The organism is Clostridium cavendishii DSM 21758 (assembly GCF_900141845.1).
GTDB lineage: Bacteria > Bacillota > Clostridia > Clostridiales > Clostridiaceae > Clostridium_AG > Clostridium_AG cavendishii.
In genome coordinates this window covers 53,686-67,844 of record NZ_FQZB01000024.1, presented here as the reverse complement: position 1 = coordinate 67,844, position 14,159 = coordinate 53,686, and the positions used below count along the sequence as shown (strand labels likewise).

Below are 14,159 nucleotides of genomic sequence, written 5' to 3'. Positions count from 1 at the left end.
ACATGATCCATATCATCAAAAGTTTGATTTTCTCCACACATTCCCCATATGAATGTATAGTTGCTTGTACCTACTCCTGAATGAATTGACCAACTTGGTGATATAAGAGCTTCTTCATTTTTAACTACAAGATGTCTAGTTTCTTGTGGTTCACCCATTAGATGGAACACTCTTGTGTCTTCATCCATATCAAAGTAGAAGTAAACTTCCATTCTTCTTTCATGAGTGTGGCAAGGCATTGTATTCCATGCATTAGCTGTTTCTAACATTGTCATTCCCATTAAAAGTTGACAACTCTTACATACATTTGGATGAACATATTGATATATTGTTCTTTCATTTAAAGTAGTTTGAGAACCTAACTTAACTGGATTAGCATTCTTTATATCTATTTTTACAGTAGGATAGCTTTGATGAGCTGGTACTGAGTTTATATAGAATTTTGCTGGGTTCTTAGCATCTTTTGATCTGAAAGAAACTTCTTTAGTTCCCATTCCTATATACATACCATCTTGTTTTTTCATTTCATATTCAGTGCCATCTAGAGTTATAACTCCTTCTCCACCGATATTTATGATTCCCATTTCCCTTCTTTCAAGGAAGAAGCTAACTCCCATTTCTTTACCTGCTTCAAGCTTTAATTCACTTTCTACTGGCATTGCTCCACCAAAGATTATTCTATCTACGTGGCTGTATGTTAATTTAATCTCGTCCTTATTGAATATCTTTTCCACTAAATAGTGCTTTCTTAACTCTTCTGTTGTATATCTTTTTGAATCCTCTGGATGATTTGCATATCTTATTTCCATTTGTATTTCCTCCTAAAATTTAATTTTTTAATATTAGTATTTACTATATATACAAAGCAATTACCATGCCATAATTCTGTTATACTTCTAATTTTTATTTTTATAAGCATTTCTTATATATAGTTAAACCGCTTATAACTACTACTTTTGTAGCTACTATCTAATACTTTAAATTTAATTTTTATAATATAAAAATTAAAATCACTTTTTATATTAGTGTTACACTAATATAAAAACCTAGTGACACTAAAATATCACTAGGCTATCATTTATGCCAGTAAGATTAACAATAATTTATTAAAAAATTATTTCTTTTATTTTATCAATAACACCATTTTCAGAATTCCTTTTAGCTACAAATCTAGCATAACTTTTTATTTCATCCTTAGCATTTTCCATAGCATAACTATAATAAGAACCCTGAAGCATCTCTATATCATTATAATAATCTCCAAAAACCATAGTTTCTTTAGGTGAAACACCTAATTTTTCTTGAAGTTTTTTTATAGCACTCCCTTTGTTTACACCAAGGTTTGATATTTCTATCCAATGTTTATAAATAGCTATGACTTGAAGCTTGTCTGTATATTTTTCAAAAAATTTATATAAATTTTCTTTAGCATTTTCTTCATGATATATTTCTATCCTTAATATATCATCTTCAACCTCTAATAAATCTTCAACTATTTCAAAATTATTAAAGCTCGCTTTAACATCATTAACTATTTTCCCTATTGTACTTTCTATATAACAGCCTTTTTTACCACATAAAAGTACTGCAGATTTAGGTACATTTCTAATAATTTCTATAATTTCTTTAACTATTTCATTATCTAATTTATCTGAATAAATTTCATTTCCTTGATTATCCATAATTAATGTGCCATTTTCTGATATATAGTAAAGCTTGTCCTTCGCTTCTCCAAAAAAATTAACTAAATTATAATACTGTCTTCCGCTAGAAACTACAAACTGTATATTTTCTTTTTCCAATTTACTTAGCACATCGTGAATTTCATCACTTAACTCTCCCTTTTCATTTAAGAGTGTGCCATCCATATCACTTGCTATTAATTTTATCATCTTTCTCTCTCCTTATAAGTAAGCATCCAAATTTCAATTTGGTTAATGCGAACTTACTCCTATGAACGATAGTAAATAGGAGTTTCATTTAACTAATACGCTAATACTGTCTTTTCTCCACCTCTTCTATAAACTACTACCCTTCCTGACATAGGAATATTATCAACATGATATAGCTTTCTTCCTATTGCATCTTCTTTATGAACTATTAACACAATATAACTTTCAGCCTCACTTACTGTTATTTCAATTGCTTCTGCAAATTCATCTTTTACAGATCTATTTCTAGAAGATATAACTTCTAATTTTTTAATAGTAGGCTTAACCGTATTATTTTTTTCCAATGATATTAATACAGTATTTATTGAAGTGTTTCCCTCTCTTGAGGTTTTAAATATTCCTCTTTTACTTTTATATTTATGATTATAATCTTTAGATACAAAACTTTCTTCTAAAGAAAATTCTCCTTTTTCATTAGTATTTTTAATTAAAAAGTCTCCATTACTTCCTTTATAAAGTAAAGAATTATCTTCAGTAATACTCACGCTATCAGAATTAAAGTTAAAATACTGTTTATAGGCATGATTACCTTGTCCAAAAAACTCATCTGAGATAAGCCATATATATGGCTTAATAAATATAACTTTTCTATTTGTAAGTACAGGATTTTCTATATTTATATAACCTAAATGCCCGCCTTCTACAAAGTCATACTTTTCAGTATATTTATAAGGACGTTTTATAGGTGTGGCTATACCATCATTCCCCCAAGCACCTTTACATATAGTAAATTCTAAATCATCTACTGTGCTAGTATTATGACTTTTTGCCTGTTTAAACTCAAATCTTTGTCCATCAATTTCAGAGTAAGTATATCTTCCTGAATCCACAAGAATATCCTCTCCCCTTGCACTTATGTCAAGATGAAGCATATCACAATGTTCATGTCCACTACCTAAGTATCCACACTTAAACATAGAATAGCTATCTTTTTCATTAAATCCACTTCTTAAGAAATGTAGTCCATTATCTCCAAAATATTTTGAAGTTTGCTTAATTTCATCTATAGAAATCAAATCTAACTCTTTATCAGCTTCAATTCCATAGTTAAATAGAGTATACAAATCAACTTGTTTATAGGCTTTATTTTTAAGATATTCATCCTTAAACATTAAACTTGAATAAGTTAATAATTCTCTTAAGTCTTCTGAATCACTATCTCCATAATTGCTTTGTGTATTATCTGGCTTAATAATATGAAGAGTTGCATATGCCATCTCTAAGACCTTATTATATATTTTTTCTGATATTTCTTTACCATTTCTATTGGAAATAAGAATTGAATCTAAAAAACAAATAAGCATTTCGTTATGATATTGGAAAGATTGCTCCCAATGAAGTCCATCTGGCATTACTTGATAAAATAAAGCTTCCTCTAATACATCTAAACTAAACTTTTCGATTTCACTACTTATTTTAAGTTCTGGGAAAAATACACTTGCTATATAAGCTCCATGTTGTTCTAATATAACCCAATTGCTTAAAATTCTACTTTCGGAATGTTTATCTCTTAAATAAATTAAGTGTTCTTGAACTGATACTAATATTTTTGCAATAAGCTCACCTGTTACATATTCTGTTTTTAACATTATATTTAAAGCTTTAACCCAATTTTTAAGTCTAATGCCTGCTTCTATAGTTCTCCATGATGTTTTAATCTTACTATCATTTATAGGATTATTATCTATCCAATGATTAATTAATTCTTCAAAGGTTATCCCATACTTTTTATCTTTAGTAACTAAATAATCATATGCAAGTACTCCTAAATATCTATGTCTATTTAACATATAAGTCCACTCTTCATCTCCAAATGGATTCATATCCCAATTAATTTCCTCTTCAAAATCGTATCTTTTATGAGTTCTTTCCATTTCCCATTTCATCTGAAATAGAAAGGATTTTTCTTTAACCTCATCACCAATTTTTATATATTCGTTAAATTCTTCTTTTAAATTTCTATTTACAAAAGTTCTAAGTCCTTCAAAATCATTTATAAAAGCTTTAACACTTGTACGATTAAAATAATATTTTCTTAGTTCTTTATATGCATTATCTAAATCACCATTTTTATAACTTTCTCTTACTTTTTCAAGACCTTTATAATCTAAATCAATTATCTCGAATACATTTGAATTCTTCATCTGATAATTCCTTCTTTCATTTAAGTGATAATCCAAATTTTAATTTGGTCATTAGAACTTACTCATTCGAATGAAATGAGAAGGAGTTTCCTTTTACCAATATAGGTTCCAATCTTTCACAAGTCTAATTAGCGCTTCCATGTAGAAATAGTCACCCCATGTACTACATTCATCTATTCCAAGGTTATCCACATAAGCATATACACTATGCATTAAAACTCCATTAGAACTCTTCTCATCTTTAGTAGTGTAATTATTAATAAGTTCTCTAAGCATTCCATGTGCAGCTTTTAAGTATATTTCTTTATCTGGTCCTTCATAATATTTATTCATTTCAAATATCCCACAAGCCGCTATAGCTGCTGAAGAACTATCTCTTACTTGATTATCTTTATCTGTAAATATTAAATCCCAATAACATATTAAATCTTTTGGTAATCTATTTAAAAAATAATTCGTTAAGGCAGGATATAAATTTAATGCATCCTGATCTTTTGTATATTTATAAGTTAGTGGTAACCCATATACTCCCCAAGCTTGTCCTCTAGCCCAACAAGATTCATCAGAATATCCTTGTCTTGTAACACCTTTGACCGGATTTCCTGTTTCTGGATTAAAATAATAAGTATGATAAGTAGATGCATCCTCTCTTATAATATTATTAATTGTTGATTTATAATGAGTATATGCCATATCGTAATATTTTTTATCTCCTGTTTCTTCTGATGTCCAATATAATAATGGAATATTTAATAGACAGTCTATTATTAATCTATAGCTTTTTTCTTCTCCAAGTGGCCCCCATGCTTGAATAAAACCACCCTTTTCTTGATATCTTCTTATTAAATATTCAGTAGCTTCAATTGATACTTTTTTTGCAAATTCATCTCCTGTAAGTTTATAAGCAGCTACTGTAGATAATGAATATAAAAATCCTAAATCATGATGTTCTAAAACAATTCTGTCATCTAATCTTTGCTTAAAATTTACTACATGCTTTTCAGCTAAATTTTTATACTTTTCTTTACCTGTATATTCATAAGCAAGCCATAGCATTCCTGTCCAAAAACCATTTGTCCAATCTTTGTTAATCTTCTTATCATAAACTCCATTAATACTTGAAGCAGAAGGAAATTTATCTTCACCAAAATACTCCATATTTTCATCAATTTTAGTTATAACAAAATCTAGTGCAGTTTTAACCTCTTCCTTAGTTAAATATTTAATGTTTTGAAATCTCTCTTTATTTTTAATTTCTTCTACATTTATTTTTTTCATATTCCTTTGCCTCCTAAACAGTTTATAAATCAATTATTAAAATAAGATTTATATTGAAATAAAGGAGTCCTTTTTCAGGAACTCCTTTATTTATTATATATTTTTTGTTAGAATGTTAATGTTAAGTTATGTTTGTTTTAAAGGAAACTCCTATTGACTATCATTCATAGGAGTAATATTCCTGAGTAAGTTTAAATAATCAAATTTAAAATTTATATTCTTACTTACTCTTTATACTAAAGGCTTTTCCCAAAAAGTCTTTAGTAATTTTTTTAAGTAAGATTCTGTATTCTACGAACCAAACCTAATCTATAAAATTATTACTAGAACGTGTTTCAATTAAGTTTTTACTTAATATTTTATCAAGCTTTATAAATTCTATAAGCCTGCCTTATCTAAATAATCTTTAATATATGTTTTTGATTCATCCGGTACCATTATAGAAGTAATTTTTACGCCTTTATCTATTAGTTTTCTAAATGCTGCAGCCTCTTCTTTAGTTACACTTACTGAACGTTTTATTTGTACAGTGTTGTCTCTCTTAGCCATATTTCCAACATTTATTTCTTTTATATCTAAACCATGTTCGATAAGGTATAAAGCATCTAATGGATTTTTAAGAATCATTAGTACTTTTTGAGTTTGATAATTTCCAGCTAATATATTATTAACTGCCTTATCCTTTGATATTATAGAAGTATTTATACCAGCTGGTGCTACCATTCTTAACACATTTTTTTGCATTTCATTGTTAGCTACTTCATCATTAGCTACCATTATTCTATTTACTCCTAGGCTAGTTGACCATATACAAGCAACTTGACCATGGATTAATCTGTCATCTATTCTTACGTGTACTATACCCTTCATAATTATGTCCTCCTAAATTACGTAAAATTTTATATTCCGAATAATTGTATATATGCTCCTAAGAATCCGAACACTACTATTAGTAATAATACTCTAGTTGAATTCATGCCTTTTTTACCTAATAACCAGTAAGTTAAAGCTACTATTGCAGCTGGCACTAAACCTGGCATAATTTTATCCATTATATCTTTTTGTGCATTTAAAGAAACTTTTCCATAACTCCAAATACCTATCATCTTTGTGTTTACGAATGTTGGAATTAAAGCACCAACTACTGTAACACCTAAAACGTTAGCAACTTCTGTTAAGTTCTTTAACTTACTTCCAGCTTCACCTACTATACTTGTTCCTTTTTCATAACCATATCTTACAAAGAAGAATGTTAAGTAAATTAAGAATAAATCAAATGCAAACCAGAATAATATACCTATTGGATTTCCTTGTATAGCCATATTTGCAGCTATAGCTCCTATTACTGCTTTTGGGATTGCTCCAAATACTGTATCACCAATTCCTGCTAAAGGTCCCATTAAACCTGTCTTTACAGCTGCTATTGCTTCTGTGTTATCTTGTGATTTATCTTCTTCTAAAGCTAATGTAGCTCCAACTATTATTCCACCAATACCTTGGTTTGTATTAAAAAATTGTAAATGATTTTTTACTGATTTCTTTAAATCTTCTGTGTTTGTATGAATTTTCTTTAATGCTGGCATTAAAGCATAGCATAGACCTAATGCTTGCATTTTTTCATAGTTCCAACCACAGCTTACTCCTGCCCACCATCTTAATGTAACTCTTCTTAATAATTTTTTATCTACTACTTTGTTTTCTACATTATTATTATTCATCTTCATTTACACCTCCATTAGCTGCTACTACAGGTATTTCTTCTTGTTTTCTGTTGTATACTATAAGAGCTAAAGCTAATCCTATTAAAGCTACTCCTAATACTGATATTTTTAAGAATGCAACTGATATGAATCCTATTACAAGGTATGCAAAGTATTTGTTTATTGATAAGTATCTTAAAAGTATTGCTATACCTAAAGCTGGAAGCATTCCTGCTACAACTTTCATATCTGTTAATACCCATGGATATTGTTTATTTATAAAATCTACGAATCCTTTTACTTTGTCTGCTCCAAAGTATAAACCTAAAAATACTGGTACTGCTCTTGATAATGTCCAAGGAATTAACCCCATAAGGTTCATTCTTGCTACTGAATCAAACTTTCCTTCTTCAGCATATTGATCTGCTTTGTGTTGGAAAAATGTATTTGCAAATCTAGCTAATACGTCTAATTGTGTTAATAATAACGCTATTGGAATGGCTAACCCTACACCAACTTCTACACCTTTTCCTGTCATTATTGCAAAAGCTGTACCTAATATAGTACCACTTAAGTAATCTGGTATTGATGCACCGCCGTAATTACTTGCTCCTAATTGAATAAGGTTCATTGTACCGCCAACTATAAGTCCTGTTTCTAAATCTCCTAATAAAAGACCAACAAATGCTCCTGCTATAACAGGTTTTGCCAAACCAAATCCTGTATTAAGACCATCATAAAATGCCACTGATATATACAGTGTAATAAGTAAAATTTGCCACATTGATAAAGTCATTTATAATTCCTCCCTTTGTTAAAATATATTATTCATCAGAGACATTTTTATCTCTGCAGATGACACCTTCTAATATAGAGTTTCTACTATTATCTACTAGTTCCTTAACTACCTCTTCAACATTTCTATTTTTATTTGTTATAGCTTCTATAACCATAGCTAAATTAACACCAGCGATAATTTTTATTGCTTCATTACTTACTGCTTCTATCATAGATTTATTAAAAGGTGTTCCGCCAAATAAATCGCATAATATTAGAAGTTCATCATTTTCAGATTTTAATTCTGCTATCTTATTTTCAAGATTTTCATGGAACACTTCCACTCCTTTATTATCTAAGCTAACTATATCAAAATCTTCTTCACTTCCTAATATCATTTCTACAGCGCTTTTAAACCCTTTACATAATTCTCCATGACTTACTACTAAAACCTTGTACATTTAGTATCACCTCCTTGCCTATATATAAAGCAAGATGCATGCCAACTTTGTGTCAGTACTTTTTATTATTTTTATTTTTTAATAATAATATATTTATTCAAAGGACTGTAAAGCTTATTTTTTAATGCTTTCAAATTATTCTATTTTATTTTAACTCTGGAGGATATTATCTCATAAATGATAACAATTTCAGCTATTGGTATCTCTACTCTATATTCTTTAAGTATTTCACTGAAGATTTCCTTTGACAGCTCTATAAAGTCACTATGACACTTTATAAAATTCTCTTCATTTGGGTGTGACGTTACAGCATCTCTAAGTACTAATCTTTCAATAAGTATACTTGTGTGTATTGTTAATGCTAACTTTAAATTACTTTCAAACTTTATATTAAGGGCATATTCAAAGTTACTTATTATTTTACTTACTTCATCTATTATTTTATTTGGATTTAGTATTGTTAATTGATTTAATATATTTTGAAGAGAGAAAAACTTAATAATATCATCCTTAATATCCTCTAATCTTTTTCTTTTAACAACTCCTTGAAGAGCTTCTGCTATAGCCTCTTCACCATTTTCATTTATAATATTTTGAAGTTCTATTACAGGAATGCCATTTGCAACTAAAGGTGTTGTCGTTATAATAAGCTTTACATCATGACTTTTTAAAAGCATATTATTTTGAATATCATTAACAAGACTATTATAGTCATGGGCTATAACTTCTATCTCAGCATCCCCTACACATTTAGTCATAATTTCTCTAAGTTTTTCTGCAGTTCCAAGTCCTGATATACAAGTTACTATTATAGCACTCTTCTTTTTAGGATCTTCATAGTATCTATATTCTGTTTTATTATTTTCTGCACATTTTTTTACTATTTCCTCTACTGGTTCATCATTTAATATTCTATTTGCTACATCTAAAGCCATTTGTGTAGATATATTATTTATTATTCCAACATCACCTGTTATTACATTTTTAAGTTCAGTATATATTTCATTTAAAGAACCCATATCTACTAATAATATAGTACCTTTATCTGTATTAAGATTTGCTAGATATTGTTTTATACTTTTAACTACTGTAGCAGTTGTAACATCTAGTGGCATATCAAAAGCCTCAAAGATAAACTCTTCATAGCAAGTATTGGCTACACTAGCTATACTACTAGCAGTAGAAAATCCATGAGCCACTATAAATGCATTACAATTTGTTTTTATGTTTAACAAAAAGCTATTAACAAATATAGTTAAATATCCAATCAATAATTCCCCACAATTATAATCTAAACTGTTTTGAATTAATGAATCCATTTTTTTTGCTATTACATAGCTTTTACTTAACTTTTTCTTTAATATCTTTTCATAATATTTAAAATCAAAGTTTCTAATAGTTTCAGTAATTGATATATTTTTAAGCATTATTACTGAATAAGTTAATAATTTTGAAGTATTTCCATAATATTTTATTCCATAGTTTTGCTGAATATATGAAAGAGCATTTTCTACTATTTTAAATACCAATTGATAAGTTACTATATCCGTTTCTATATATGTTTTGTTGAAAGAAAGATCGTTTAACACCTTATTCATTGATGCTGTACTAAGTTTTTTAAACTTATCATTATCTATAGTAGCCGTATTAAACTGCTGTATTAATTTTGTTATATTCTTAAACTCTTCCTTTATAATAGAATTTTCATCTGTACTAATTAACTTAGGAAATTCTTCAATTATATGATTTTTAGATATAGTCATATTTTCAGAATAAAAATTTTGTTTAATTTGAAAACTTCCTTTTATTTTGTTAGGAAAGTCATTTATATCTATTTCTAAAACTTCATTATTTAATTGATTTCTATAAGCGTTAGCACAACTTGCTATTATTATATTTTTAAGTAATCCTATATTACCATTTCCCTTTATAGATAAAAGTGTGTTTATAACATTTTTACTTATTACCAAATCTTTATCTATTTTCTTAGCTTCATTTAAATAAAAAGAATGAACCATATGAACTCTTTCATTTATTCTTCTTTTTTCTAAGCTTGGTATTTCTACAAATATAGGTATTCTTCTTCTAAATGTATCTAACAGTACCTTATCTAAATCCTCTGTTGTTGCAAATATAAACCTTACCTTTGATTTTCTCCAACTTCCAGTTTCTCCAATTCTTCTAAACTCCCCCTTATCTAAAAATAAAAATAGTTTTTCTTGCCCTTCTGGACTTAATCTATGCACCTCATCTAAAAATAGATATCCTCCATTAGCTTCTTCTATTATTCCTATAGTATCTTTTTCAGCTCCAGTAAAGGCTCCTTTTTTATATCCAAAAAGATTAGCTGATAAAAGTTCAGGATTATTCGCATAATCTGCACAGTTAAAAGTCACAAAAGGAGCATCTTTTTCTATACAACCTTTTTCCACAGCATATTCATATATAAGGTTTGCTATAAAACTCTTACCAACTCCACTATTCCCTGTTAGTGTAATAGGTAAACCAGTAATAGGATAAACAGCTGCAGCTTTACACTGTTCCACTTGCTCTTTAAGACTTCCATTATACCCTATCAACTTTGTAAATGGATCATTACTACTTTTTACCTCTTGTCCATCTTTCTTCTTTTTAATATTTATATCTAAAAAATAAACTGGACGTGTATTAGTTTTATATGCTAGGCCTTCTCTTGCTAGCTCATTTAAATAGTGACTAATTACATTTCTTTGAAGCTTTAAAATCTCAGAAATTTCAATAGCTGTTACACCTTGATTAGTGTCATCTAATTCGACTTTTTTACTTAAAAGAATTAATTGTTCGTAAACTTTTTCCTTATTCGTCATATTTTTTATCCCCCAAATTTTTTTATCAAATGTTTCTTTAATTAAAGTAAACGTTTCATGAACTAATTATAATTTATTTCTACAATAAATTCTAATTTATTTATCTTTTTTGCAAAATAAATATTTTTTATATATATTAATGATAAATTTAAATTTTTTAAGAGCTTAAATTAACTTACTATTAATTTAGTGTAATAAATTTATTTAAAAAAACTATTACACTAATTATTTCCCCCTTAATTTTTGCAACCAAATTTACATTTAACACATTTTTTTCAAAAGATTTATGACACTAACTATTGGCATAAATATTGCTACTATATAAATATAACTAAATAAATTAATGAAAGGATAATTAATATGAATGATATAAAAAAATGGAAACTTCAATGTGATGGCAAAGAAATAGTCGATATATTAAATAACAAGAATTATAATGCTATTTATGTGAATACTTTAGATGAAGCAAAGGAAACTTTACTTTCTATGATACCAAATGGTTCAAGTATAGCTTTAGGAGGTTCTGTCACACTAAATGAAATGGATATAATTCCTCACTTTAGAGATGGAGACTATAAGCTATATGACAGATATCAAAACCTACCTTTTCCAGAAATAGTTGAAATAATGAGACAGTCAATGATTGCAGATTTTTTAATAACTAGTACAAATGCTATTACAAAAAAAGGTGAATTAGTAAATATGGACTGCTCAGGAAATAGAGCTGCTGGAATTATATTTGGCCCTAAAAAAGTAATCATTGTAACTGGCGCCAACAAAGTAGTTAAAGATTTAGATGCAGCTATGGAAAGAATTGAAAATGTTGCTATTATGAATGCTAAAAGAATAAGACACAAAACACCTTGTGCAAATACTGGCATATGTGAAGACTGTAATGTTAAGGATAGAGTTTGTAACTATGTATCAATAGTTAAACAAGGTGGTAAATTTGATGGTAGAATAACTGTAATAGTCATCGGAGATGAAATAGGCTATTGATAAATATACAAGAGACAATCGTAGAAAACAGATATGATTGACTAGAAAAAAACAGTACATCTTGTACTGACAAAATATAATGAAATGAGGTATTTAAATATGGGTAAATTTGAAATTAAAGATGATTTTTACATTAATGAAGATAAAATCAAAATAATTTCCGGAGCACTACATTACTTTAGGGTAGTTCCTGAATATTGGAGAGATAGACTCGAAAAGCTTAAAACTTTAGGTTGTAATACAGTTGAAACTTATATTCCTTGGAACATACATGAACCTAAAAAAGGAGAATTTGATTTTACCGGTTCTAAAGATGTTGTAAAATTCGTTAAGCTTGCTGAAGAATTAGGTTTTTTAGTAATTCTTAGACCATCTCCATATATTTGCGCAGAATGGGAATTTGGAGGACTTCCAGCTTGGCTTTTAAAAGATGACACTATGAGAGTTAGAAGTAATCATGAAGGTTATTTAAAGGCTGTAGATGATTACTACGCAGAATTATTTAAGCATATAGCTCCACTTCAAATAACTAATGGTGGACCAGTGATTATGATGCAGGTTGAAAATGAATATGGCTCTTTTGGCAATTCAAAAACATATCTTAAGACAATTAAAGATCTAATGATCAAACATGGTACTACAGTCCCTCTATTCACATCTGATGGAGCTTGGGAAGAAGCTTTAGAAGCAGGAACTATAATGAATGAGGGAGTATTCCCTACAGCAAATTTTGGATCTCGTTCGATAGAACAAATGGGAAACCTTAAAGAGTTTATAAAAAAAGGTCCTCTTATGTGTATGGAATTCTGGATAGGTTGGTTTGATAACTGGGGCGGAGAACATAAAAGAAGAGATCCCGAAGATGCTACTAAAGAATTTGATGATTTATTAAAACTAGGACATGCTAATGTATATATGTATCATGGCGGAACTAACTTCGGATTTATGAATGGCTGCAGCTTACACGGAGAAATAGATCCACAAACTACTTCTTATGATTATGATGCTTTACTTACTGAATGGGGAGATATAACTTCAAAATATGAAGGTTTTAAAAGTGTTATTTCTAAATATAGAGAAATTCCTGAAGTTCAATTCTCAACAACTATTAAAAAAGTGAATTTAGGGGAAGTTAAACTTACTAGAAAAGTTTCCTTATTTAATACCCTTGATACTTTATCTAAACCTGTTTATTCAGAAAACACTTTAAACATGGAAAAACTTGATCAAAATTATGGTTATATTTTATATAGATCTAACCTAGGTAAAAAGAGGGATTTAGAAAAATTCAAAATAGTCTCTGCTGATGATAGAGTTCAACTTTTTGTAAACCAAAATCATATAACTACTCAATATCAAACTACACTTGGAGAAAATATTCCTATTTCCCTAGATAAAGAAAATGATAACATAGTTGACATATTAGTTGAAAATGTAGGAAGAATAAACTACGGAGCAAAACTTGTATCAACTTCACAAAGAAAAGGAATTAAAGATGGCGTTATGGTAGATATTCACTATCATAGCGGATGGAATCATTATTCCTTAGAACTTAATAATATAGAAAATATTGATTTTTCTTTAGGCTATAAAGAAAATACACCTGCTTTTTATGAATATACTTTTAATATTTCTGAAGATAATATGGGTGATACCTTCCTTAACTTAGAAGGCTTTGGTAAAGGCTCAGCATTTATAAACAACTTTAACTTAGGTCGTTTTTGGGAAATAGGACCTGTTAATTATCTTTATATACCAGCACCTTTACTAAAGAAAGGTGAAAATAAAATAATTATATTTGAAACTGAAGGTAAATATGCAGATATTATTAAGCTTCAAGACACACCTTCATACTCCAAATAAAAAAACAGCAAAACTATAGGTATGTATCTTTTATATGCCTATAGTTTTTATTTTATTTAAACAATATATATAGGTTCTAATAAATAATCTACATTCAAAACTTTTAGAGCAGTCTACAATTTTGAATAATCTAAATGTA

Annotated in this window: 11 protein-coding genes; 2 read left to right on the top strand and 9 right to left on the bottom strand. The window is 28.4% G+C overall.

What is annotated here, in order from left to right; all coding sequences use genetic code 11:
- From kduI to BUB01_RS21315, 9 genes are all read right to left on the bottom strand, one after another.
- On the bottom strand, positions 1-809 hold an 809-nt coding region (gene kduI, locus BUB01_RS21355; RefSeq protein WP_072993388.1), incomplete at its 3' end, for a 5-dehydro-4-deoxy-D-glucuronate isomerase.
- A gap of 297 nt (positions 810-1,106) precedes the next feature.
- Complete coding sequence (locus BUB01_RS21350; protein ID WP_072993386.1) at positions 1,107-1,892, bottom strand: HAD family hydrolase; 786 nt, start codon at positions 1,890-1,892, stop codon at positions 1,107-1,109.
- Between the two features lie 92 nt (positions 1,893-1,984).
- Positions 1,985-4,096 carry an alginate lyase family protein gene (locus BUB01_RS21345; protein WP_072993384.1) on the bottom strand — a complete coding sequence of 704 codons (2,112 nt, stop codon included), beginning with the start codon at positions 4,094-4,096 and terminating at the stop codon, positions 1,985-1,987.
- Positions 4,097-4,189: 93 nt separating this feature from the next.
- Entirely contained in the window at positions 4,190-5,374 is a 1,185-nt protein-coding gene (locus tag BUB01_RS21340; RefSeq protein ID WP_072993381.1) for a glycoside hydrolase family 88 protein, read from the bottom strand.
- Positions 5,375-5,752: 378 nt separating this feature from the next.
- Positions 5,753-6,244 (bottom strand): PTS sugar transporter subunit IIB, encoded by a 492-nt coding sequence (locus tag BUB01_RS21335; protein ID WP_072993378.1) that lies wholly within the window; start codon positions 6,242-6,244, stop codon positions 5,753-5,755.
- A gap of 29 nt (positions 6,245-6,273) precedes the next feature.
- Positions 6,274-7,098 (bottom strand): PTS system mannose/fructose/sorbose family transporter subunit IID, encoded by an 825-nt coding sequence (locus tag BUB01_RS21330; protein ID WP_084109103.1) that lies wholly within the window; start codon positions 7,096-7,098, stop codon positions 6,274-6,276.
- Positions 7,085-7,870 carry a PTS mannose/fructose/sorbose/N-acetylgalactosamine transporter subunit IIC gene (locus BUB01_RS21325; RefSeq protein ID WP_072993375.1) on the bottom strand — a complete coding sequence of 262 codons (786 nt, stop codon included), beginning with the start codon at positions 7,868-7,870 and terminating at the stop codon, positions 7,085-7,087. Before BUB01_RS21325 ends, BUB01_RS21330 begins: the two co-directional genes overlap by 14 nt.
- A 28-nt stretch (positions 7,871-7,898) precedes the next feature.
- A complete protein-coding gene (locus BUB01_RS21320) occupies positions 7,899-8,312 on the bottom strand; it encodes a PTS sugar transporter subunit IIA (RefSeq protein ID WP_072993371.1) in 414 nt (137 codons plus the stop codon).
- A 140-nt stretch (positions 8,313-8,452) separates the two neighbouring features.
- Positions 8,453-11,158 carry a sigma-54-dependent transcriptional regulator gene (locus BUB01_RS21315; protein ID WP_072993368.1) on the bottom strand — a complete coding sequence of 902 codons (2,706 nt, stop codon included), beginning with the start codon at positions 11,156-11,158 and terminating at the stop codon, positions 8,453-8,455.
- A 360-nt stretch (positions 11,159-11,518) separates the two neighbouring features.
- Here BUB01_RS21315 and BUB01_RS21310 point away from each other — a divergent pair, with 360 nt between their 5' ends.
- Together BUB01_RS21310 and BUB01_RS21305 are read left to right on the top strand one after the other, a co-directional pair.
- Entirely contained in the window at positions 11,519-12,157 is a 639-nt protein-coding gene (locus BUB01_RS21310; protein ID WP_072993365.1) for a lactate utilization protein, read from the top strand.
- A 99-nt stretch (positions 12,158-12,256) separates the two neighbouring features.
- Entirely contained in the window at positions 12,257-14,020 is a 1,764-nt protein-coding gene (locus tag BUB01_RS21305; RefSeq protein ID WP_072993361.1) for a glycoside hydrolase family 35 protein, read from the top strand.
- The last annotated feature ends 139 nt before the right edge of the window (positions 14,021-14,159 follow it).